Raw genomic sequence first — 21,922 nt, forward strand, 5'->3', positions numbered from 1 at the left:
ACCAGAATCGCTATGAACCCTTTCTGTTGCGGTAGGCCGCCACTTTCATGCGATTACCGCACGTCGCCATACTGCACCAGCGGCGGCGATGCGATTTGCTCAAATCCTGGAAAAGCAAAATACAGTTATGTGCTTCACACTGTCTCACGTATTCAAACTTGTCATCCGTGACCAGTTTCACCAGGGCATCAGCAACGGGCCAGAGCAGGCCTGCAGAGCTATGCGCGTCGGAACAGACATCAACACGGTATCGCTGTGTATTTTCATCCCATTGCAGCCCAATCTCAGGACGTCCCGCTTGCAGCACCCTGTTAATCACCGTCAGGTTAGCCGCAACGGATTTCATCGCGGCGTGGACCACTGCTCTGGCGGCATCGCGCAGCTGACGGGCTTCAGCCAGTAAGTCATCGGGTGCTTCAGTGCCTTTTGGCACCAGTCCCGCCGTTTCCAGCCAGTCGATGACGCTGAGATTGTCTTCAAAACAATCATGCCGCTCATCACCTGTCCCATATTCACTGTTAATAAAATCCAGTGCGAGGTTATCGGCCAGGAAGAGAGGCTGAGAGGGAGGTTGTTTGAATTCCATAATTATCCGTAACTCATAAAATCATTTTGACAGGTTACCAAATTTGCATGTAACCTTCAAATTATCACTTTAACGGTTACAAGGAATTTGTCATGACCACCTCCATCACAGATAACGCATCTGCCTCGCCAGCTACGCAGATCCATTACCGCTATCAACAGTCAGGCGATGTTAACGTTTTCTACCGGGAAGCAGGCGATCCGGCTGCACCTGTATTGCTGATGCTTCACGGCTTCGCGGGCTCATCCTTTATGTTCCGTGATCTTATTGCCCAGTTGGCCGATCGTTATCATCTCATCGCGCCAGATTTGCCGGCCTTTGGTTTTACCGAGGCGCCAGAACGAGGTGAATATGCGTATACCTTTGACCAGCTTGCTAAGACCATTGGCCAGTTTACCGAAGCGCTCAATCTCGATAGCTATGCTCTGATGGTCCACGACTACGGTGCACCTGTCGGATGGCGTCTGGCATTAGCCCATCCGCAGCGCGTGACAGCCCTTATTTCCCAGAATGGCAATGCCTACGAAGAGGGCCTGGGAGAGGCCTGGGCACCTATACAGAAATACTGGCGCGAACCCACTTCTGAAAACCGACGTTCGCTGAGTGAATTCCCGACGCCAGCTTCAATCAAATGGCAGTATCTGGAAGGGGTTGCCGATCAAAGTCTGGTTTCACCTGATGGTTATACGCTTGAAGGGATGCAGGTATTACGGCCGGGTAATGCGGATATTCAGCTGGATCTGTTACTGGATTATGCCTCTAACGTGAAGATGTACCCGCTGTTTCAGCACTATTTTCGTCAGTATCAGCCACCGTTATTAGCCGTATGGGGAAAAAACGATCCGTTTTTCATGGCGGCGGGAGCTGAAGCCTGGACACGTGATCTGCCTGAAGCTGAAATACACTTTTATGACACCGGCCACTTCGCACTTGAAACGCATGCTCAAGAGATAGGTATCGACGTGCGTGATTTTCTTGACCGGCATGTCCGCCAGTCAAAGTAACGGGCTGGCCAATCAGATTGAAATTGAATTCTACTACCCTGGATAAGGGTAGTTAAAACCGTCTCAGTCAGGAACGTCGGAGGTTACGTTCCGTATTTCCTGCGCTGTCCGTAAATCTGCCAGCGTATCGATATCAAACGTAATCCCACTATCCGCAAGCGAAAGATCCAGAACATCCCCCTGACTGCGCGCATCCATGACTATCTCCCGTGCGCCCCTGTCTCCACTTAACCCCAGCAACGCCTCGCGATATTCCTGCCGGAAGCCCACCGGGTGCCCCGCCTGCTGCTGGTGGTGAGGAACCACAATCCCTTTCTCCCCAAGCCCTTCAGCGACACTCAGCAAGGAAGCTGGCTGGATCAGCGGCAGATCCGCAGGCAAAATCAACCACCCCGACGCCTCAGCCGTCGCCTGCACCCCAAGTGAGATTGACTCTCCCATACCAGAAGTGCCGCTCTCGGGTCTGACCAGATGCCAGGGTAGGTGCGCGGCTTCTACCGCCTGAATGACATGTGCCAGCACGGTTTGCCCGCCCAACAGCGCCTCCAGCTTGTGGGTATTGCCCCCCGAGGCGAGAAAGCGTTCGCCACGTCCGGCGGCGAGAATAAGCACAACCGGCGAGGACATTAGCCTTCGTCCCGACGCAGGCGCGCTGCGGCCACGTCTGCCAGAACGGACAGCGCCAGGGTGCGCGCATCCCGGGCTTTCGGGAAGATGCCGATCGGCGCCTTGATGCGGTCTATCTCTTCCTCCCGCCAGCCCAGCTCACTTAGCTTTTGCCGCCGCTGCATGTGGGTTCGCTGGCTGCCCAGCGCGCCGATGTAAAATGGGTTCGCGTTGCGGGCGGCCTGCAGAACGGGCAGTTCCCGGTGAAGATCGTGCCACAGCAGGATCACCGCCGTGTCAGCATCAATCTGCGAAGCAGGGTGACCCGAGAAGGGATCGAAATGACAAACGTCATACCCTGCCGCCGCCGCGAGGTCAGCCGTGGCCTGCGCTTCGATGGACCCCCCGTGGATCAGTACCTGCACGCAAGGGTTGAAACACATCTCAATGCCGTTGTTATGCCAGCCGGTTCGGGTTGGGGCAGGGAGGCAGGTGAGGGTTTGGCTCTGCGGGGCGTAGCGCAACCCGGCGGGCTGGCGCTGCTCAAGGCGGTTCAGCACCGCCAGCAGCGGCTGCGCCGAACGCAGCTTATGAATGGCAAGCGTAATCCCCCCGCCGCACGGGAGGACAATGTCGAACCAGGGCGAGCCCTGACCATAACGCACCTCGCGATCCTCTCCTGTCGCGATGACCTCCAGCGCTTCAAACGCCGCCGCCGCTTCGACGCAGCCCCCCGAGACAAAGCCACAGTACTGGCCATCCTCACGCACTACCATCTGCGCCCCCAGGGATCGCGCCGCGCCGCCGCATATCTCCGTCAGCATCACCAGCGCCGCCTCCTGGCCGGACATCAGGGTCTCCACCGCGAAGCGCATTATCTCCCGGCTGTCGTCGGTGAGAAACGCCCGTTCCGGCGTCCGGCGCAGATCGTCCGCCAGATTAAAAAGTTGGGGCATGGTTCCTCCTTAAACCGCGTCCGGCAGGTTGCTGAGCAGCTTATCGAGGGTGATGGGATAATCCCGGACTCTCACCCCCGTCGCGTTATATACCGCATTGGCAATAGCCGCGCCCACGCCGCACAGGCCCAGCTCACCTACGCCTTTGGCTTTCATCGGCGAGGAGATCGGGTCGGTGTCGTCGAGGAAAATGACCTTCTGCTCGGGAACATCGGCATGGACCGGGACTTCATACCCGGCCATATCGTGGTTGACGAAATAGCCCAGCCGGGTATCCACCGCCAGCTCTTCCATCAGCGCCGCACCCAGCCCCATGGTCATCGCACCGATAACCTGGCTGCGGGCCGTTTTCGGGTTAAGGATGCGTCCGGCCGCGCACACCGCGAGCATCCGGCGCACCCGCACTTCCCCGGTGGCGCTATCCACGCCCACTTCAATGAAATGTCCGGCAAAGGTTGACTGCTGATACTGCTTATCCAGATCGCCGAACTCGATACCGTCCTCGGCGGTCAGCGTGCCGTGGGCGGCGGCCTCAGCAATGTTCGCGCTGCGGGTGTCATTAGCGATCTTGCCGTCGCTAAACTGCGCCTGGTGGGGATCAAACCCCAGCTTCGTGGCAATGCTTTCGCGTAGCTTCACGCAGGCGGCGTACACCCCCGAGGTAGAGGTGTTGGCCCCCCACTGACCGCCTGACCCGGCGGAGACCGGGAAGCTCGAATCACCGAGGTGAACCGTCACCTTCTCCAGCGGGACGCCCAGCATCTCCGCCGCCGTCTGGGCGATGATGGTATAGCTCCCGGTGCCAATGTCGGTCATGTCGGTTTCGACCGTCACGTTCCCGGCCGCGTCGAGATGCACCCGGGCGGCGGATTTATCTAACAGGTTATTACGAAAACCGGCGGCCATGCCGATACCCACCAGCCAGCGACCGTCGCGAACCTGGCCGGGCGTCGCGTTGCGCTGTTTCCAGCCGAACTCTTCCGCGCCGGTGCGCAGGCACTCGATCAGCTGACGACGGGAAAAAGGCCGACTCGGATCGGCCGGATCGACCTGAGTGTCATTGAGGATGCGAAATTCAACCGGATCGATGCCCGCTTTTTCCGCCAGCTCGTCGATGGCGATCTCCAGCGCCATCATACCTGGTGCTTCGCCAGGGGCGCGCATGGCGTTGCCCTCCGGCAGATCCAGTTTGGCCAGCCGCAGGCCGGTATGGCGATTTGCGCCTGCATAGAGCAGTTCAGTCTGCTGCACCGCCGTCTCCGGCGTACCGCCGGGAAGATTCCCGGACCAGCTGTCGTGGGCGATGGCAGTGATTTTCCCCGCGCTGTCGGTCCCAATGCGGATATGTTGAATGGTAGCCGGACGGTGGGTAGTGTTATTGGGGATCGTCGGTCGCGACAGCATCACCTTAACCGGGCGTTTTATGGCGCGGGCGGCCAGCGCGGCCAGCAGCGCATCGCTACGCAGGAACAACTTCCCGCCAAAGCCGCCGCCAATATACGGGGAGATGATGCGCACATTCTCCTCTGGGATCTTCAGGGTCTCCGCCAGATCGGTGCGACACCAGGCCACCATCTGGTTGGAGGTCCAGACTGTCACCTTATCGCCCTCCCAGACGGCCATCGAGGCGTGCGGCTCCATCGCCATATGGCTCTGGTCGGGGGTGGTGTAGGTGGCATCCAGCTTCACCGCGGCGGTGGAAAAGGCGGATTCAAAATCCCCGGTGTTTTTATCGGGCGTATCCTCGGGAGGCTGTTTAACGTTGGGTTTTTCATCCGCCAGCGAGTACGATCCTTTTTCACGCCGGTAGCTAACCTGCACCAGCGACGCTGCCGCCCGTGCCTGCTCAAAGGTCTCTGCCACCACCAGCGCAACGGCCTGATGGTAGTGCTCTATCTTCGGGCCACCCAACAGCGTGGCCGCGTTTCTTTCGCCTTTGCCGAGCTCGCCCGCGTTACTGGCGGTGATTACCGTTAGCACGCCCGGCGCGTTTTTCGCAGCCTGGGTGTCGAGGGTAGCGATCTCGCCTTTGGCGATCGCCGATCCAACGACATAGCCATAGGCCGCATTGGGCGCCTTATCATGCCATTCGTAGGCGTAGTGTGCCGTGCCGGTGGTTTTTAATGCGCCGTCAATACGGTCCCGGGGCTGACCGACCACTTTCAAGCGATCGATCGGGTTTTCCCCTGCGGGTTTATCGAATTTCATACCACAGCCCTCGCTTCTGTCAGCACGGAGGCAAGCGTTCGCTTCGCCAGGGTTAATTTGAACGCGTTTTCAGGCGTCGGGTGAGCGTCGGCAAACAACGCGTCATAGACGGCCTGAGCGCCCTGAGGGAGTTGCGCATCGGCCTGCTCCACCCGCCAGGGTTTATGGGCCACGCCGCCCAGGGCGACGCGTCCGCTACCGTCGGGCTGGACAATCGCTGCGACCGATACCAGCGCAAAGGCGTAGGAGGCGCGATCGCGCACTTTACGGTAGATGTGCTGCCCACCCACGGGCGGCGGCAGGGTGACGGCGGTGATCAGCTCCCCTGGCGTCAGAACGGTTTCGATATGGGGCGTTTTCCCCGGGGCGCGATAAAAGTCGGCCAGCGGGATTTTCCGCGCTTTGCCGTCGGCGGAAATGGTTTCCACTACCGCATCCAGCAGGCGCATCGCGACAGGCATATCACCCGGATGCGTGGCAATACAGGCTTCGCTGCCGCCCACCACCGCGTGCTGACGGCTAAAGCCCTCAAGCGCCGCGCAGCCGCTGCCGGGAAGGCGTTTATTGCACGGCTGATTGGTGTCGTAAAAATAGGGGCAGCGCGTACGCTGAAGAAGATTACCGGCCGTGGTGGCCTGGTTGCGGAGCTGCCCGGAGGCGCCCGCCAGTAGCGCCCGGGAAAGCACACCATAGTCACGGCGCACGCGTTCGTCGGCGGCCAGATCGGTGTTTCGCACCAGCGCACCGATGCGCAGACCGCCCTCGTCAGTGGCGACAATCTGGTCCAGACCGAGCCCGTTAACGTCGATCAGATGGGTGGGGGTCTCGATCTCCAGCTTCATCAGATCAAGCAGGTTAGTGCCACCGGCGATAAATTTTGCGCCGCTTTTATCCCGGGCGCTGGCAGCAGCTTCGGCCGGGGTTTTTACCCGTTCATAGGTGAAGGCTTTCATGATTTAAGCTCTCCCGCAGCGTCTTCAATGGCGTCCAGAATGTTGGCGTACGCGCCGCAGCGACAGATGTTGCCGCTCATGCGTTCACGAATTTCATCCGCATTCATTGGTGGAGGGGAGACAAGATCGAGCGTGACGTGGCTGGGAATGCCCGCCTCGATCTCTTTCAGGACCGCGACAGAAGAGCAGATTTGCCCTGATGTGCAGTAGCCGCACTGGAAACCATCATGTTTGATAAATGCCGCCTGCATGGGATGCAGATTGTCAGGCGTACCCAGCCCTTCGATGGTGGTGATGTCAGCATCCTGATGCATGACAGCCAGCGTCAGGCAGGCGTTAATCCGGCGGCCATCCACCAGCACGGTACAGGCTCCGCACTGCCCATGGTCACAGCCTTTTTTGGTGCCGGTAAGCTGCAAATTCTCGCGCAGCGCATCCAGCAGGGTAGTGCGTGTATCCACCTCAAGTTGCTGACTTTTGCCGTTAACGCGCAGCGTCAGGGGCAGGATCTCAGGTGGGGGCGTGACCGCGGGTTCGCCCTCGGCCAGTGCGCCACAGGGATAAACGGCCGCGGTTGCCGCCGCTGCGGCACTGACTTTGATCAGATCCCGTCGGGACAGGCTGAAATCGTGCGACTGACCATCTTCAGGGTATTCGCCTTGGTTGCTCATGCCAGGCCTCCGGTATGTAAAGGGGATAAAAAAGAGAGAGGGTGCGACTGTGTCGTCTGTTTTTTTAAACGTTAAGCATAGACGGCGATGGGGGTGGGATTACTCTTAAATCGAGAATGCTGTTATGAGGAGGTTTGATAAGTGGGCAGGGGGAAAGGGGAGGTGGTGAAGGCCGGGCCAGCTCATACGCCGGGTGGCGCTGCGCTTACCCGGCCTGTGAATGACTTATCTGCGCGTAAACTGTTGCTCGGTGATGGAGCTACCCCACTGGTCGCCCTGCCACTCTTTCGCGAGTTCAAAACCGAATGACTCATACAAACGCCGTGCCGCCGCCAGCTTATTGAAGGTCCACAGCTGAATCGCAGAAAACGCCTTCTCATCGCAAAATCTCATCGCTTCGGCAATCAGCTTTCTGCCTACGCCGCTGCCGCGACAGCCGTCATCCAGGATAAACCAGCGCAAATGCGCCTCGTTGTTTCCCAGGTCTTCGCCATCAATGGCGACAGAGCCGACGATGCGCCCGTTGAGCATTGCCAGCCAGATTTGATTGTCCGGGTTATCCAGACGCCCTGAAAATTCTGCCAGGCCCGCGGCGACCTTACTCTCAAAGAAACTGCCGAAATTGTGTTCGCGAGCATAAAAGCTGCCGTGCATTTCCGTTATGCGGCCAATCATGCCCGGGTGATAGCCAGAGACAATCTCGATGGCGCTCCTGGTGTTCAGGTCGGCATCATCGCGGCAGGCTTTCAGGGCGCTGGCATAGAAGCCAAGACCCTCGGCAACGATGCGCTGCTGGCTGGCGTCCATTTTTTGCAGAGCAGAAATGACACGTTCATTGCCGTAGGCATTAATCTTGCGCACCGTTTCTTTGCCCTGTGCGCTAAGGCTCAGCTGCTTGAACCGTGCATCTTCCGTGGAGGGGGTTTCTTCCAACTCACCGGCCTTAATCAGTTTGGCGAGCATCCGGCTGACGCTGGATTTCTCCAGTCCCAGAACCTGTACGATCTGGGCTGCCGTCATTGAGCCCCGGCTCTCCATTTCCAGCAGGGTATGCACCACCGAAGGGGAGTAGTCCGTTGCCGCCAGGGTGTGATTCATGAAACCGAGTTCCCGCACCATCAGGCGCGACGAGATACGAATTTCTTCAACAATCGACGAATCAGCCATCATTAACCTTAACTTGTGTCATTTAGTTGTACTATACAACCATGTTTCACAAGCGGCTGTCAATCAAGGCCAGAACCGCCAGGCTGCCAGCAGCACCACGACGTTCACTACCACAGTGATCATAAAGTACGTTCTGAACGGCTGTTTCTGGGTTTTATGGCGAAACAGCTGCTGACCGAGGATCGCCCCAGGCCATCCGCCCACCACGCCAAATAGCAGCAATGTCGACTCAGGTACCCGGCGCCAGGCTTTGCGGGCCGCCAGTTTGTCTGCGCCGTAGATGATCATCGTCAGCACGCTGGCAAGCACAAACCACGTCGGCAAAGGGTGTGGTAGCAGGGCGCTGCCCACCGCGGTAAAGACCAGAAGAAAATAACAGAGGGGATTGAGATTCATAGGACAGTAATGGCATGAGCGAAAACAGGGGAGGGCAATGATACGTGATTCTGGCGGGAGAGTAATCAGGCCTGGTCCGGTAACCGTTTTGCCAGACAGATCGCCTCTTCACGCCCGACATAGGGGCCGTAATTGGCTATCTGTGTGTAGCCGTGCTTCAGGTAAAACTGCACGGCACGAGTGTTAATCTTTCGCGTCTCCAGCCACAGCTCACGATAGCCCATCGTTCGCGCCGCCTCTTCAAGCCAGGCGAGCAGCGCTGCCCCCGTGCCGGGATAAGCGCGGGAAGAGAACATCCGCTTGAGTTCGGCAGTGGTGTCCGAGAGGGGCCGCAACGCGCCGCAGCCAACGGGATGATTGTTTTCATCTTTTGCGACAGCCCACACGGCCCGCGCACCTGAGACATCCTGGGGATTAAAGTGACTTTTACCGCTGTCACCGGTAATCGCGGCCAGCTCAGCGGAAAGTTGCTCGATAAGTGCCTGCGGGTCGGCGGAGGTCGGGCTGGATTTTTCGATGGTTATCATTTTAAAAGGGTCAGGATCAAGGGCTGCTGTCAGTATAGGACAGCGTGGTAACCCGTATTCATACGGAAAACATTTGAATACAAATGTACCCAACTTGGGTATACAATTATCAAGGGATCAGGATGAGGTGACGCAATGGAAGCGATTTTTATTGAATTACCCGCGTTTGAACGATATCGCGCCGAGTATCTTTCCGATGACGCTTACCGTGAATTTCAGAATGTGTTGCTCGCTAACCCGACAGCCGGAGAGGTTATCAGGGACTCCGGTGGGTTAAGAAAGGTTCGGTTTGTCGATGAGCGCAGAGGGAAGGGGAAGCGCGGGGGAATTCGGGTGATTTATTACTGGTGGAAAACAGAGACAGAATTCTATTTGTTCACTTTGTACGATAAAGACCAGGCCAGTGATCTTACAAAAGAACAGCGCCAGACTTTGAAGCACGCGTTAGAGCGTATCAAGGGGAAATGATGAGCAGAGATATTTTTTCAGAATTAATGGAAGGGATGGATGCCTTGCAGGAGCATAAGGAAGGCAAGCGCACGCTTCGTACGCACCACGTCGCTATCCGTCAGGAAACCGATTTAACGCCGGAAGAAATAAAGGATATTCGTCGTGATTTGAATTTGTCCCAGGCGCTGTTTGCAAGATATTTGCATACCGCAACCAGGACCTATCAGAACTGGGAACAAGGTCTGGCAAAACCGAATCGACAGGCGGCGTTGCTGATCCGCATTGTACAAAAAAGCCCCCAGGCATTGTCACTGCTGGCGGCCATGAACTGATCTCCTTTACGCCAGCCTGGTTGGAACAGGCGTTCCGCCGGGTTGGCCGATCACCCCGTCTCCAGCCCCCCAAAACTGACAATGCGTGAACGCCCCAGCTCCTTGGCCCGGTACAGCGCCACGTCGGCGGCGCGCAGCAGGTTGTCGCTCTGGACGTGCTGCGGATAGCTGGCAATGCCGATCGACACATCCACCGTGCCAATCTCCGCCAGCTCATAACGCAGGGCCAGACTGTGTACGTTGGTATGGATTTCCGAGGCGCAGGCAAAGGCTGCAGCGTCGTCTGCCCCCGGGAGCAGGATCAGAAACTCCTCCCCGCCATAGCGAAACGCCATCCCCTTGTCGCCTACCGCGCGTTGCACCACCGTCGCCACGCTTTTAATCACCAGATCGCCAGCATCGTGACCAAACTTGTCATTAATGGCTTTGAAATGGTCGATATCGATCATCAGACAGCTTACCGGCTGACCGGTATGCTGTGCCTGGCTGAGTTGAGTGCGCAGGGCATCCTCAAGATGATGACGATTGCGCAGATTGGTCAGCGGATCGAACAACGCTTTCTCCAGCAAGGCATCGCGCAGGCGCTGGTTGGCCAGCGCCAGGCCAAGTGCCTCGGCCATCAACTCCAGATAGGCGCGGGAGGGCGCCATCGCCGGGGTTACGTTCTGGAACGAGAGCAGACCAATGGTCTCGCCCTGAGCAATCAGGGGCACGCAGAGGGAATGGCTGGCGCAGGTGTCTGGCAGGTGATAGCAGGTAATATCCGGCTCACCGGTCACCGGCGGATGGCTCTGCCCGCGGCGCACCGCCCAGCACTGGTCCGGGTGGAAGGGCGCGGACTCGTCCTGCGGATCAAGCCATTCGGCGGCACAGTGCATCTGCCACGGCTCCCGTTCGAGGAGCCATAGCCGTCCGGGGATGCCCGGCGCAATTCCGGGCGCGAACAGCCGCGCCACGTTCAGAACATCCTCGACGGATTCGCAGCCCTGCAGCCGCTGGGTCATGCGCGCCAGCAGCTCCCGGATCGCCCAGTCGGCATCACGCTCCTGCTCCAGCCGCTGTCGCACCAGGCCGTTTTCGCGGAAGATGCGGATCGCCTGTGCCATATCGCCAATCTCATCGATCTGACGGTAGTCCGGCGCTTCGACCGCATAATCCTGCGACGCCAGCCGGTTGACCACATCGCTCAGGCGCACCACCGGGCGCAGCACCCGGCGTTTGAGGATAAACCCGAGCACAAACAAAAACATCAGCGCGGTCAGGCCAACCATCACCTCCGAGAGCGTACGCAGCGCCCGGGATTTGACCGTGGCATCGTCAATCGCCGCGTCGGTGCGCCTGTCCAGCATCTGCCGGAAATGGTCGAGCTGATTCTGTACCTGCTCCAGCTCGCGCTCGTAACGCTCACCATAAATTTGCTCTATGGCCTGGGGTTGCTGCCCGCGCCCCACGCTGGCAATAGCGCGCTGTTGCTCATCCTGCAGCGCATCGGCCACCTGCAAACCTTCATGCAGCAAAGCCAGCTCTTCCTCACCGGCGCCCGCGTCATTCAGTTTTTGCAGGCGATGCTCGATCTTCACCAACGCTTGCGCTTTCTGGCGGTACGCGTCTGCCACCGCAGGATCCTGCTTGATGACGTACAGCCGCGCCAGGTCGGAGAGCGCCCAGGCGTCAACCTCCACCTCTTCGGTGAGTTGATCAAATACGTAGCGCTGTTCAACGGCCTGTCGCTCAACGTTTTCGGCGCTGGAGGCCATCAACATGGCCACACCGGAAGCGAGGGTCAGACAGACCGTGGCGCCGTATGCCCAGTTAGTGATAGTGGCGATACGCACGGCTTATTCCTTCTTCAAAGATCAGGTGAATTTCTCCCTTCTTCGATAATTGCATCGTCAATCTCCTCGGCATTACCGGCATGATCGCGACCTGAGAGCAGATTCCAGCAGGCGATAAACAGCGCGGCGATCAGCGGACCAATTACAAAGCCGTTGATGCCGTAAATCTCCATCCCACCAAGAGTGGTGATCAGGATGAGATAGTCGGGCATTTTGGTGTCTTTCCCCACCAGCAGCGGACGCAGCAGGTTATCCACCAGGCCGACCACCAGCACAAAGAACCCGACGATAAACAGGCCCTGCCACAGCTGATGGGTGGCGAAGAGGAAAATGGCCGCCGGCACCCAGACAATGGCCGAGCCGACCGCCGGGATCAGCGACAGGAACGCTATTAACGCACCCCACAGGATGCTGCCGTTAATACCGACGAACCAGAAGGCGAGCCCGCCCAGCACCCCCTGGACAATGGCCACCACCGCTGTGCCTTTTACCGTCGCCCGGGCGACCCCGGCGAATTTAGCAAACAGATGCTGTTTGGCGAAATTCGACAGCGGCAGGCTGTCGAGGATCTGGCGCACCAGCCAGGGGCCATCTTTCAGCAGGAAAAACAGCAGATAGACCATCACGCCAAAGCTGATGGCGAAGCCAAAGGTGCCTTTACCAATCAGGAAAGCGCTGCCGGCGAGGTATTGCCCGCCTCTTAACGCCGCATCAGAAAGCTTCTGCTGGATCTGCGAGGCGGTATCCAGGTCATGCTCGATCATTAGCGCACGCAGCCAGTCAGGCAGATGCGAGAACAGATTCGCGAACACCCCGGAAAACTGGGTATCGTTCTGCTGCAGGCGCGTGTAAACGATATTGAGTTCAAAGGCTAAAGAGGAAAAGATCACCATCAACGGGATAAAGACGATCAGGCAGATAAGCAGCACGCTCAACAGCGACGCCAGCCCATTGCGATCGCCCATTTTGATACGCAGCGTATTTTTGACCGGGTAGAAAATCACCGCCAGGATCGCGGCCCACAGGATCGCCGAGAAGTAGGGTGACAACACATCAAAAAACGCCCAGGTGACGAGCAGAAGTATGAGTATGAAAAACCCTTTGGTCAGTCCGTTAAATCGCATTAGCTCATCCTTTATGTAATAAACACTACGACTATAGAGTGTTTTACGTAATTTAACATATTGCGCTGTTACGCCGGGTGGCGGCTGCGCCTTACCCGGCCTACGTGGATTAGTAGGCCCGCGCAAGCGCAGCGCCGCCGGGCAACAGGCCGCGACGCTCTCTAAAGTTTAGTGAGGGAAAACAGATACCACTTTCGTTTGACCGACGAGACGACCGGCGCGGTACATGCTTTACGTATCGGCTTGCAGGAGATCTCTTATGGCATGGCGACCCTATCTATACGTTATTTACACGGTTCGACCCCGACTAAGCGCTCGTCGCGCTCGACTTCGTCTGGTGCATGGCTAGCAATTTGTTAACAATCGCGGTATAAAAACACCTTCTTTGGATGTTTAGATGTCCATACGTATAGAAGGTGATATGCAAACAGAACAAAACGGGCAGCTACAGCGCACCATGAAGACCCGCCACCTGATCATGCTCTCCCTCGGCGGCGTGATCGGCACCGGGCTGTTTTTCAATACGGGTTACATTATATCCACCACCGGGGCGGCGGGGACGCTGCTGGCCTATCTGATTGGCGCGCTGGTGGTCTGGCTGGTGATGCAGTGCCTCGGCGAACTCTCCGTGGCGATGCCGGAGACCGGCGCCTTTCACGTCTACGCCACGCGCTATCTCGGCCCGGCGACCGGTTACACCGTGGCGTGGCTCTACTGGCTCACCTGGACGGTGGCGCTGGGATCGAGCTTTACCGCCGCCGGATTCTGCATGCAGTACTGGTTCCCGCAAGTGCCGGTCTGGATGTGGTGCGTGGTCTTCTGCGCGGTCATTTTCGCCCTCAACGTCATCTCGACCCGCTTCTTTGCTGAAGGGGAGTTCTGGTTCTCGCTGGTGAAGGTCATCACCATTATTGCCTTTATCATTCTCGGCGGGGCGGCAATCTTTGGCTTTATCCCGATGCAGGATGGTTCTCCCGCGCCGGGGCTGAGCAACATCACCGCCGAAGGCTGGTTCCCGCACGGCGGGCTGCCGATCCTGATGACCATGGTGGCGGTCAACTTTGCCTTCTCCGGCACCGAGTTGATTGGCATTGCGGCGGGTGAAACCGAAAACCCGCACAAGGTGATCCCTGTCGCCATTCGCACTACCATTGCCCGCCTGATTATCTTTTTTATCGGCACCGTTTTTGTGCTGGCGGCGCTGATCCCGATGCAGCAGGCCGGGGTGGAAAAAAGCCCGTTCGTACTGGTGTTTGAGAAGGTCGGTATTCCGTATGCCGCAGATATCGTCAACTTTGTGATCCTGACGGCGATCCTCTCGGCGGCCAACTCCGGGCTGTACGCCTCCGGGCGCATGCTGTGGTCATTGTCGAACGAGAAAACCCTGCCGCGCTGCTTTGCCCGGGTGAATAAAAACGGCGTACCGCTCACCGCGCTGTCGGTGTCGATGCTCGGCGGCGTGCTGGCGCTCTTTTCAAGCGTAGTGGCACCGGACACGGTGTTTGTTGCCCTGTCGGCCATTTCAGGCTTTGCGGTGGTGGCGGTGTGGATCAGCATCTGCGCCTCGCACTTTGTCTTCCGCCGTCGTCATCTGCAGGCGGGTAAGCCGCTGAGCGATCTGCACTACCGCGCCCCCTGGTACCCGCTGGTGCCAGTGCTGGGCTTTGTCCTGTGTCTGGTGGCCTGTATTGGCCTGGCCTTTGACCCGAGCCAGCGCATCGCCCTTTACTGTGGCCTGCCGTTTGTGGCGCTGTGCTACGGTGCGTACTACCTTACTCAAAATATGAAAACGCAGGAGCCTGAACATGTCGCAGAATAATCCGCTTACCGCCCTCCTTGAGACCCAGCCGTTTGTGGTGCTGGACGGGGCGATGGCAACGGAACTGGAAGCGCGCGGCTGCAATCTCGCCGACAGCCTGTGGTCGGCCAAGGTGTTAATGGAAAACCCGGCGCTGATCCGCGACGTGCATCTCGACTACTTCCGCGCCGGGGCGCAGGTGGCGATCACCGCCAGCTATCAGGCCACGCCGGACGGGTTTGCCGCCCGCGGGCTGGACGAGGCCCAGTCCCGGGCGCTGATCGGTAAAAGCGTGGAGCTGGCGCGCAAGGCGCGGGAAGCGTATCTCTCTGAAAACCCGCAGGCCGGTGCGCTGCTGGTGGCCGGTTCGGTCGGGCCCTATGGCGCGTATCTGGCCGACGGGTCGGAATACCGTGGTGACTATGTGCGCAGTGCTGAGGTGTTTGCCGCGTTTCACCGTCCGCGGGTGGAAGCGCTGCTGGATGCCGGTGCCGACCTGCTGGCCTGTGAAACGTTGCCGTCGTTTGCTGAGATTAAGGCTCTGGCGGATCTGCTGGTGGCATACCCGCGTGCCCGGGCGTGGTTCTCGTTCACCCTGCGCGACAGCGAGCATCTGAGCGACACCACCCCGCTGCGGGAAGTGGTGTCGGTGCTGGCGAATTACCCACAGATTGTCGCCCTGGGTATTAACTGTATCGCGCTGGAGAACACCACCGCCGCGCTGCAACATCTGCAAAGCCTGACCGCGCTGCCGCTGGTGGTCTACCCGAACTCGGGCGAGCATTACGATGCGGTGAGCAAAACCTGGCATCACCACGGTGAAGCGTGCGAAACGCTGGCGGGGTATCTGCCGCAGTGGTTAGCGTCAGGCGCGAAGCTGATCGGCGGGTGCTGCCGCACGACGCCGAAGGATATTGCAGAGTTGAACGCACAGCGCTGATTTTGTGCCGGGTGGCGGCTACGCCTTACCCGGCCTACGTTTTGTGTAGTTCGTAGGCCCGGCAAGCGCAGCGCCGCCGGGCATCAATCACCGTACCTCTGCTTACGCCAGCAGTTCAATCACCCCTTCATCGGTTCTGAGCCAGCGCGGCATCTTAAGCGTATCGGGAAATCCTCTACCGTCAGGCTCGCTTTTAACGCCTCCGGGATGGGTTCAAGCAGCGTGGGTTGCAGCAGTGCCAGACAGGCCGCAAGCCGTCCGTACAGGGCGATTTTCTCTGCGGGTACATCGCACTCCAACAGCGCATCCATAAAGCGCTCGCAGTTGTCCGCCAGCTCTGTAAAGGCGGTGCTGTGATTGAAGGGCAGGGTTAATAACGCATGAGTGTGGGTTAGGGTCGTTGCCATAAAGGCATCCTCCGATGAATGATTTAATGAACCACCACCAGAGAGGTCAATCTCATGGGTGGCGGTCTGAGCGGAGTTGACCTTACCGGCTTCATCGGATACCGGCGCATCTTGCGACGCCCCCGCTCAGCCCACCATTGATGTGTAGCAGAGCGCACGACGCATCATTATACGTCGCCGATGAAGAAAGCAGGAGGTCAATCCCGACGCCTGATTTTGCAGGCGTGGGAAAACGATACTGTGATAGCCCTGTTGCAATAAGGGGCATTCCCGGAAGCGGCCTCGCAAAACAAGAAATTAGTGGGTGCGGTCTGGTGCCCTCACCCCGGCCCTCTCCCACAGGGAGAGGGAGCAAAACAGTGCCGTTTTACGCCGCATCACCTAAAACAAACATCCCGTACGGGTGGATCTCCAGGTAATACGCTTCCCCTACATCCGGCTGCAACCTTGTGGCGTTCACCTGCAACAAAATCTCCTGTCCATGCCACTCCACAATCACCTCGTACTGCGGCCCCATATAGGCCACGTGGCGGATCACGCAGCGCTGGCTCTCTTCGCCGTGCTGGCTCAGGGTGATCGCCTCCGGGCGCACGCCGACGGTGCCAGTACCTTGCGCAGCAAAGTGCAGCGGACGCGGCAGACGGTAGCCGTGGATTGCCACAGACTCGTGGCTGAAGCTGGCCGGGAACAGGTTGGCATCGCCCATAAAGCTCGCCATAAAACGCGACGCCGGTTGGCGATAGAGATCCTGCGGCGAGCCAATCTGCATAATGTTGCCCTTGTTCATCACCAGCACGGTATCCGAGACCGCAAAGGCCTCGCTCTGATCGTGGGTCACGTACAGCGAGGTAATGTTGAACTGCTTTTGCAGCTCGCGGATCTTGTCGCGCATGCTGCGGCGCAGGTTGGCGTCGAGGTTACTCAGCGGCTCATCGAACAGCAGCACTTTCGGTTTGAGGATAAGCGCCCGGGCCAGGGCCACGCGCTGCTGCTGGCCGCCGGAGATCTGATCCACATAGCGATCGTCGAAGCCCTCCAGATCCACCATTGCCAGCGCCTCTTTCACGCGGGTTTTGATCTCGCCACGCGGCACGCCGAGCATCTTCAGGCCGTAGCCGACGTTCTCGCCCAGCGACATGTGCGGGAACAGGGCGTAGGACTGGAACACCATGCAGATATCACGCTGCTGGATGGAGCTGTGGGTCACGTCCTCGCCGTCGATAAAGATCTGCCCGTCGGTGGGCTTTTCCAGCCCGGCCACCAGACGCAGTACCGTGGTTTTACCGCAGCCGGACGGGCCGAGCAGGGTCACCATCTGCCCCTGCGGGATCGCCAGGTTGATGTTTTCAATCACCGTGTTCGCGCCAAAGCGCTTGGTCACGTTACGCAGTTCAACGAAATGTTTCTGAGTCATAGTGTTACGCCTGGTTTTTGGCTTTAGAGCGGGAGATACGAGCCTCACCGATCAGCCAGTCAAAGAGGAAAATGATCGCCAGCATGACCACAATCAGGATCGAGCCGTAGGCGATCGCCACGCCGTATTCGCCGTCTTCCACGCGGTTCAGAATGTACGCCGTAGCCACGCGGGTATCCGGCGTGACGAGGAACACAATGGCGCTGACGGTGGTAATGGCCCGTACAAAGCTGTAGATCAGCGCCGACAGAATCGCCGGGCGCAGCAGCGGCAGCAGGATGTGCGTAATGGTGCGCAGCGACCCGGCGCGCAGGCTCAGCGAGGCCTCATCCAGCGATTTGTCGATCTGGCCTAAGCCCGCAATCCCGGCGCGAATGCCTACCGGCACGTTACGCATCACCATCGAGATAATGACGATGGCGGCGGTGCCCGTGAGGTACACCGGGGCGCTGTTAAAGGCCAGAATGTAGGAGACGCCCGCCACGGTGCCAGGCACCGCGAAGCACAGCATGGTGGTGAACTCGATGGTCTTTTTGCCCCTGAACTGCTGGCGCACAACGACCCAGGCGATCAGCAGACCAAAGCCCGCGGTGATCGGTGCGGCGATCCCGGCGTACAGCAGGGTATCCAGCAGCGAAGGCCATGCGCCGTCGCTCATCCCCTGGCCGAACAGCTTGATAAAGTTATCCAGCGTCAGGGTGTAATCCACCCCCCAGTTGACGGTAAAGCTGCCGTAGAAAATGCTGCCGTAGAGCAGGGCGTTAAAGGCGATCCACACCGTCAGCAGGGCGACGACTCCCCACACCAGGGTTACCGGCAGCGGCTGGACGTCACCACGATAGGACTTGCCGGAGACGGTCACGTAGGAGCGTTTGCCGATCCACATGTACTGGATGCAGAACACCAGCAGCGAGAACAGCAGCAGGAACGCCCCGAGGGTGCTGGCGGCCTGATAATCGAGCTGCGAGCCGGTGATGTAGAAGTAGATCTGCGTCGCCAGCACGTCGAAGTTACCGCCGAGCACCAGCGGGTTACTGAAGTCCGCCAGCGACTGGACGATGACGATCAAAAAGGCGTTGGCCAGCGCCGGTTTCAGCAGCGGGACAAAGACGCCGTTAAAGGTCTGCCAGCGGCTGGCGCGCAGGGTATAGGAGGCCTCTTCCAGCGACGGGTGAATGGTCTTGATCGCCCCGTCGAGGATCATAAAGGCCATCGGGGTGAAGGCCAGCACCTGCGCCAGCCAGATGCCGGTAAAGCCGTACAGCCAGTTGGTGTTGGTCAGGCCAAACCAGTCGACCATCAGCTCGGTAACGTAGCCGGAGCGCCCCATCATCAGCGTCACGCCCAGACCCACCACGAACGGCGGGGTGACGATCGGCAGGATCGAGAAGATGCGGCCAATAATGGCGCTGCGTCTGGCGATGCGGGTGGTGTAGATCGCCAGCACCAGGCCGAAGAAGGTGCAGCCGATTCCCACCGCAATGGCGAGCAGGATCGAGTTGATGATCACCTGAATGATGTGCGACTGCGACAGCACATTCATAAACGCCAGCGGGGCGAACTCGCCCGCGTCGTTGGTGAACATCGGAATAAAGATGGCGATGCTCGGCCAGACGATAAAGATGCCGATCAGCGCGACGATGGCGATCAGCGAGCCGATCACAAAGCGGTCGCCCCCCAGCCATTCAAGGCGCGTCAGGGCCAGGGTCATGATCGCCCCCAGCGCCACAAACAGCACGATCGTGGCGTAGCCCAAACCGCGCCCTTCAATCGTGGCGCTGATGACGATAAAGGCCATGCACAGCAGCGCCCAGCCGGCGTCGAGGTAGTGGCGGCTGCGCTGTTCGCGTTTTGCCTCGTTAAACGGGCGCACCAGCAGCAGGCTCGGGAGCAGATACCACAGCCAGCTGATGTTGAAGTGCGACCAGCTGTAGGCCGCGAGGATCTCGTCCCCGGTGGATTCCAGCAGGCCATAATCCAGGCTCCAGCTCGGCAGCAGAGCAAAGGCCAGCCAGCCAACGAAAACCCAAAGGAAGACCGCATCCCGTTTTTTCACGGGATGAAGAGCGAGTGTCTGTGACATAGGTATTCCGGTGTTGTAGGCCGGGTAAGGCGTTTACGCCGCCACCCGGCAAAAGTTCGCAGGAGCGGGCTTATTTACCCATCTTCACGTCGCTGACCCACTTGTTGATCAGCGCTTTGCGCACGTCCGTTGAGCCGTACTTATCCATGTCGTAGCTGATCAGCTTCAGGTCATCCAGCTTCAGCGAGTTCGGGGAGGTCTCGGCGGTGGTGTTGGTCAGGATCTGATAAGACTTGCCCTGTTTCCACGCCAGCTCCTGAGCCTCTTTCGACAGCACCCAGTCCACGAACAGCTTCGCGTTCTCTTCGTTACGCGCGCCTTTAAGGATGCTGACGCCGCCGATTTCATACCCGGTGCCTTCGCACGGAGAGATCAGCTCCAGCGGGGCGCCTTGTTCTTTTTCCAGCGAATAATCGTGCAGGAAGCCGATGCCGATGGCCGTTTCACCGCGGGCGGCGTTACGCGCCGGGGCAATACCCGATTTGGTGTACTGGGAGACGTTGCCATTCAGCTGCTTCAGGTAGTCGAAGGCCTGATCTTCACCCCACAGCTGGACGAAGGTCGCCAGCGCGGTATAGGCGGTGCCGGAGCTTTGCGGATCGGCAATCTGGATCTCGCCTTTGTATTCCGGCTTGGTCAGATCTTTCCAGCACTGCGGCACCGGCAGGTTCTTCTCTTTCAGGCGCTGGGTGTTAACGCCAAAGCCCAGAATGCCGACATAGACCGCCGAGGAGAGGTTGCCTTTCACCTTCGCTGGATCGCGGAATTTCTCCATGATCTGCTCGAGGTTGGCGGATTTGTACGGCTGCAGCAGCCCCATCTCACCGGCCTGAGATTGCGGATCCAGAGTGCCGCCGTACCAGACGTCGGCCTGCGGGTTTTTCTTCTCGGCATCCACCTTCGCCAGGGTGCTGCCGGAGCCGTTGCGGATAAACGAGGTTTTGACGTCGTACTTATCGCCAAACGCTTTGGTTTCGGCTTCGCACATTTCGTTGGTGGCGCTGCAGTAGACCACCAGACGGCCTTTGGCCTGGGCGGCACCGGTTAAGGTTGCCAGCGCGATCCCGGAAGCAATGAGGGTAGAGAGAAGCGTTGTTTTCATTATTCAGCCCTTGTTATGACGTTATGTGACTGCGAGAAGCGGTGATGCCCGCCATCAGCAGGGGCATCAGGAGTAAACCCATCAGCACGGCGGCAATCGAGAGCAAACTGAACATTCCCGACCAGCCGTAGCGTTCGATAACCTGTGACAGCGGCCACCCGGCCAGCGCCGCCCCCAGATAAGCGAACACGCCAAGAAAACCGGTAATCGAGCCTGCTGCCTGTTTGTGCCCGCACTCCACGGCGGCAAGGCCGATGAGCATCTGCGGACCAAAGACAAAAAATCCCACCGTAAAAAAGCACATCGCCAGCAGGGCGTAGTGATGAACCGGAGCCAGCCACAGGGCCGCCACCGACACCATTAATCCCAGCGTGAACAGCAAAATCATCGGTGCCCGCTGGCCGCTGAACAGCAGATCCGATCCCCAGCCGGCGAACAGCGCCCCAAGCAGGCCGCCGACCTCAAACAGCATCACCGTGGCGTTGGCGCTCAGCAGGTTGACCCCGTGGCTCTCCGCCAGCCAGATGTTGCCCCAGTCGTTGAGGGCGATGCGGATCAAATAGACCAGCACATAGGACGCCCCGAGCAGCCAGATCATCGGGTTTTGCAGCATGGTGGTGCGTAACATCTGCCACAGCCCCATCGGCGGGCTCTGTTGTTGCTGGCGCAACTCCAGCGGATCGTTGCGCCACTCCCCGACCGTCGGGAGACCCTCTTCCTGCGGTGTGCCCCGCAGTTGTGTGGTCAGCCACAGGCCGAGCACGATACTGATGATCCCCGGTGTCAGCATCGCTGCCTGCCAGCCCCAGCGATGGGCGGCGAAGGCACAGATCAGCGGAATAATGGCCCCGCCGATGTTGATAGAGGTGTTCCAGCATCCCCACCAGAAGCCGCGCTCGTTGCGCGAATACCAGTGGGTGAGCAGTCTGGCGCAGGGCGGCCATCCCCAGCCCTGAAAGAAGCCGTTCAGTGTCCAGATAAACAGCAGCAGCGGCAGGGAGTCGCCGAAGGCGAACAGCACGTTCAGCACCCCGGTGACCATCAGGCCGATGCCCATAAACGCCCGCTGACCTTTGCTGTCGTGCCACAGTCCGGCGGCAAATTTCGACAGGCCGTAGCTGAGGTAAAAGAGCGACCCGATCAGGCCAATGTCGCTTTTGCTCAGCCCCAGATCCATCTGCAATGCAGGCAGGACGTAGTTGAGGCTTTTGCGCGTCAGGTAAAACGCGGCGTAACCAATCACCATGCAGATCAGCAGTCGCGGACGAAGCCGGCGATAGCGTTGAGTAACCTGGTCAGCTGACAGTGCGGGCATGGCGTTCTCCGTTTGAGATGACTGTATGAAAGCGCGACGAAAAAGGGA

At 58.9% G+C, this 21,922-nt stretch carries 20 protein-coding genes and 1 pseudogene; 5 read left to right on the plus strand and 16 right to left on the minus strand.

The window, feature by feature from the left end:
* Window positions 1-10 precede the first annotated feature (10 nt).
* A complete protein-coding gene (locus tag G7090_RS04685) occupies window positions 11-586 on the minus strand; it encodes an ABATE domain-containing protein (protein WP_166181664.1) in 576 nt (191 codons plus the stop codon).
* Between the two features lie 92 nt (window positions 587-678).
* Between G7090_RS04685 and G7090_RS04690 the strand changes: the two genes are divergently transcribed.
* Entirely contained in the window at window positions 679-1,590 is a 912-nt protein-coding gene (locus G7090_RS04690; RefSeq protein WP_166181665.1) for an alpha/beta fold hydrolase, read from the plus strand.
* A gap of 63 nt (window positions 1,591-1,653) precedes the next feature.
* On the opposite strand, the gene G7090_RS04695 is transcribed toward G7090_RS04690, so the two are convergent.
* The 8 genes from G7090_RS04695 to G7090_RS04730 all read right to left on the minus strand — a co-directional run bounded on the left by G7090_RS04695 (window position 1,654) and on the right by G7090_RS04730 (window position 9,074).
* Entirely contained in the window at window positions 1,654-2,217 is a 564-nt protein-coding gene (locus G7090_RS04695; RefSeq protein WP_166181666.1) for an NTP transferase domain-containing protein, read from the minus strand.
* Window positions 2,217-3,152, minus strand: coding sequence for an XdhC family protein (locus G7090_RS04700; RefSeq protein ID WP_166181667.1), 936 nt, complete (start codon window positions 3,150-3,152; stop codon window positions 2,217-2,219). Before G7090_RS04700 ends, G7090_RS04695 begins: the two co-directional genes overlap by 1 nt.
* Window positions 3,153-3,161: 9 nt before the next feature.
* Window positions 3,162-5,360, minus strand: a complete 2,199-nt coding sequence (paoC, locus tag G7090_RS04705) for an aldehyde oxidoreductase molybdenum-binding subunit PaoC (RefSeq protein ID WP_166181668.1) — start codon at window positions 5,358-5,360, stop codon at window positions 3,162-3,164.
* The gene (locus tag G7090_RS04710; RefSeq protein ID WP_166181669.1) at window positions 5,357-6,313 is read right to left on the minus strand and encodes a xanthine dehydrogenase family protein subunit M; all 957 of its coding nucleotides are present in this window, start codon (window positions 6,311-6,313) and stop codon (window positions 5,357-5,359) included. The genes paoC and G7090_RS04710 overlap by 4 nt, the downstream gene beginning before the upstream one ends.
* Window positions 6,310-6,984, minus strand: coding sequence for an aldehyde dehydrogenase iron-sulfur subunit PaoA (gene paoA, locus G7090_RS04715; protein WP_166181670.1), 675 nt, complete (start codon window positions 6,982-6,984; stop codon window positions 6,310-6,312). The genes G7090_RS04710 and paoA overlap by 4 nt, the downstream gene beginning before the upstream one ends.
* A 225-nt stretch (window positions 6,985-7,209) precedes the next feature.
* Window positions 7,210-8,154 (minus strand): bifunctional helix-turn-helix transcriptional regulator/GNAT family N-acetyltransferase, encoded by a 945-nt coding sequence (locus G7090_RS04720; protein ID WP_207630097.1) that lies wholly within the window; start codon window positions 8,152-8,154, stop codon window positions 7,210-7,212.
* 60 nt (window positions 8,155-8,214) lie between these two features.
* Complete coding sequence (locus tag G7090_RS04725) at window positions 8,215-8,547, minus strand: DUF1294 domain-containing protein (protein WP_166181671.1); 333 nt, start codon at window positions 8,545-8,547, stop codon at window positions 8,215-8,217.
* A gap of 65 nt (window positions 8,548-8,612) precedes the next feature.
* The gene (locus tag G7090_RS04730; RefSeq protein ID WP_166181672.1) at window positions 8,613-9,074 is read right to left on the minus strand and encodes a GNAT family N-acetyltransferase; all 462 of its coding nucleotides are present in this window, start codon (window positions 9,072-9,074) and stop codon (window positions 8,613-8,615) included.
* 135 nt (window positions 9,075-9,209) lie between these two features.
* Here G7090_RS04730 and G7090_RS04735 point away from each other — a divergent pair, with 135 nt between their 5' ends.
* Window positions 9,210-9,542: a toxin gene (locus G7090_RS04735; protein ID WP_166181673.1), complete on the plus strand. Its 333-nt coding sequence runs from the start codon at window positions 9,210-9,212 to the stop codon at window positions 9,540-9,542.
* Window positions 9,539-9,856 carry a DNA-binding transcriptional regulator gene (locus G7090_RS04740; protein ID WP_106992073.1) on the plus strand — a complete coding sequence of 106 codons (318 nt, stop codon included), beginning with the start codon at window positions 9,539-9,541 and terminating at the stop codon, window positions 9,854-9,856. The genes G7090_RS04735 and G7090_RS04740 overlap by 4 nt, the downstream gene beginning before the upstream one ends.
* A gap of 50 nt (window positions 9,857-9,906) precedes the next feature.
* Here the strand turns inward: G7090_RS04740 and G7090_RS04745 are convergent, their stop codons facing one another.
* The gene (locus G7090_RS04745; protein WP_166181674.1) at window positions 9,907-11,691 is read right to left on the minus strand and encodes a diguanylate cyclase; all 1,785 of its coding nucleotides are present in this window, start codon (window positions 11,689-11,691) and stop codon (window positions 9,907-9,909) included.
* A gap of 14 nt (window positions 11,692-11,705) precedes the next feature.
* Entirely contained in the window at window positions 11,706-12,815 is a 1,110-nt protein-coding gene (locus G7090_RS04750; protein ID WP_166181675.1) for an AI-2E family transporter, read from the minus strand.
* 421 nt (window positions 12,816-13,236) lie between these two features.
* On the opposite strand from G7090_RS04750, the gene mmuP reads away from it, so the two are divergent.
* Both mmuP and mmuM read left to right on the plus strand, forming a co-directional pair.
* Window positions 13,237-14,634, plus strand: coding sequence for an S-methylmethionine permease (gene mmuP, locus G7090_RS04755; RefSeq protein ID WP_166181676.1), 1,398 nt, complete (start codon window positions 13,237-13,239; stop codon window positions 14,632-14,634).
* Window positions 14,621-15,553: a homocysteine S-methyltransferase gene (mmuM, locus tag G7090_RS04760; RefSeq protein ID WP_166181677.1), complete on the plus strand. Its 933-nt coding sequence runs from the start codon at window positions 14,621-14,623 to the stop codon at window positions 15,551-15,553. The genes mmuP and mmuM overlap by 14 nt, the downstream gene beginning before the upstream one ends.
* A 158-nt stretch (window positions 15,554-15,711) precedes the next feature.
* Here mmuM and G7090_RS23710 read toward each other — a convergent pair.
* From G7090_RS23710 to uhpC, 5 genes and pseudogenes are all read right to left on the minus strand, one after another.
* Window positions 15,712-16,074: pseudogene (locus G7090_RS23710) on the minus strand (hypothetical protein); the annotation flags it as partial.
* Between the two features lie 253 nt (window positions 16,075-16,327).
* Window positions 16,328-17,374 (minus strand): ferric ABC transporter ATP-binding protein, encoded by a 1,047-nt coding sequence (fbpC, locus tag G7090_RS04770; RefSeq protein ID WP_166181678.1) that lies wholly within the window; start codon window positions 17,372-17,374, stop codon window positions 16,328-16,330.
* A gap of 4 nt (window positions 17,375-17,378) precedes the next feature.
* Window positions 17,379-19,457, minus strand: coding sequence for an iron ABC transporter permease (locus G7090_RS04775; protein ID WP_166181679.1), 2,079 nt, complete (start codon window positions 19,455-19,457; stop codon window positions 17,379-17,381).
* Between the two features lie 70 nt (window positions 19,458-19,527).
* Window positions 19,528-20,559 carry an ABC transporter substrate-binding protein gene (locus G7090_RS04780; protein WP_106992080.1) on the minus strand — a complete coding sequence of 344 codons (1,032 nt, stop codon included), beginning with the start codon at window positions 20,557-20,559 and terminating at the stop codon, window positions 19,528-19,530.
* 13 nt (window positions 20,560-20,572) lie between these two features.
* Complete coding sequence (gene uhpC / locus G7090_RS04785; RefSeq protein WP_166181680.1) at window positions 20,573-21,874, minus strand: MFS transporter family glucose-6-phosphate receptor UhpC; 1,302 nt, start codon at window positions 21,872-21,874, stop codon at window positions 20,573-20,575.
* Window positions 21,875-21,922: the final 48 nt, after the last annotated feature.

It is taken from the genome of Leclercia sp. 29361, assembly GCF_011290365.1.
Lineage (GTDB): Bacteria > Pseudomonadota > Gammaproteobacteria > Enterobacterales > Enterobacteriaceae > Enterobacter > Enterobacter tamurae.

What these genes read in the sequence shown, in the direction of transcription:
- mmuP (WP_166181676.1), top strand. Translation starts at nt 13,237, where the DNA reads ATGCAAACAGAACAAAACGGGCAGCTACAGCGCACCATGAAGACCCGC.
- G7090_RS04700 (WP_166181667.1), bottom strand. Translation starts at nt 3,152, where the DNA reads ATGCCCCAACTTTTTAATCTGGCGGACGATCTGCGCCGGACGCCGGAA.
- paoA (WP_166181670.1), bottom strand. Translation starts at nt 6,984, where the DNA reads ATGAGCAACCAAGGCGAATACCCTGAAGATGGTCAGTCGCACGATTTC.
- fbpC (WP_166181678.1), bottom strand. Translation starts at nt 17,374, where the DNA reads ATGACTCAGAAACATTTCGTTGAACTGCGTAACGTGACCAAGCGCTTT.
- G7090_RS04690 (WP_166181665.1), top strand. Translation starts at nt 679, where the DNA reads ATGACCACCTCCATCACAGATAACGCATCTGCCTCGCCAGCTACGCAG.
- uhpC (WP_166181680.1), bottom strand. Translation starts at nt 21,874, where the DNA reads ATGCCCGCACTGTCAGCTGACCAGGTTACTCAACGCTATCGCCGGCTT.
- G7090_RS04695 (WP_166181666.1), bottom strand. Translation starts at nt 2,217, where the DNA reads ATGTCCTCGCCGGTTGTGCTTATTCTCGCCGCCGGACGTGGCGAACGC.
- G7090_RS04725 (WP_166181671.1), bottom strand. Translation starts at nt 8,547, where the DNA reads ATGAATCTCAATCCCCTCTGTTATTTTCTTCTGGTCTTTACCGCGGTG.
- G7090_RS04780 (WP_106992080.1), bottom strand. Translation starts at nt 20,559, where the DNA reads ATGAAAACAACGCTTCTCTCTACCCTCATTGCTTCCGGGATCGCGCTG.
- paoC (WP_166181668.1), bottom strand. Translation starts at nt 5,360, where the DNA reads ATGAAATTCGATAAACCCGCAGGGGAAAACCCGATCGATCGCTTGAAA.
- G7090_RS04720 (WP_207630097.1), bottom strand. Translation starts at nt 8,154, where the DNA reads ATGATGGCTGATTCGTCGATTGTTGAAGAAATTCGTATCTCGTCGCGC.
- G7090_RS04730 (WP_166181672.1), bottom strand. Translation starts at nt 9,074, where the DNA reads ATGATAACCATCGAAAAATCCAGCCCGACCTCCGCCGACCCGCAGGCA.
- mmuM (WP_166181677.1), top strand. Translation starts at nt 14,621, where the DNA reads ATGTCGCAGAATAATCCGCTTACCGCCCTCCTTGAGACCCAGCCGTTT.
- G7090_RS04685 (WP_166181664.1), bottom strand. Translation starts at nt 586, where the DNA reads ATGGAATTCAAACAACCTCCCTCTCAGCCTCTCTTCCTGGCCGATAAC.
- G7090_RS04710 (WP_166181669.1), bottom strand. Translation starts at nt 6,313, where the DNA reads ATGAAAGCCTTCACCTATGAACGGGTAAAAACCCCGGCCGAAGCTGCT.
- G7090_RS04735 (WP_166181673.1), top strand. Translation starts at nt 9,210, where the DNA reads ATGGAAGCGATTTTTATTGAATTACCCGCGTTTGAACGATATCGCGCC.
- G7090_RS04750 (WP_166181675.1), bottom strand. Translation starts at nt 12,815, where the DNA reads ATGCGATTTAACGGACTGACCAAAGGGTTTTTCATACTCATACTTCTG.
- G7090_RS04775 (WP_166181679.1), bottom strand. Translation starts at nt 19,457, where the DNA reads ATGTCACAGACACTCGCTCTTCATCCCGTGAAAAAACGGGATGCGGTC.
- G7090_RS04740 (WP_106992073.1), top strand. Translation starts at nt 9,539, where the DNA reads ATGATGAGCAGAGATATTTTTTCAGAATTAATGGAAGGGATGGATGCC.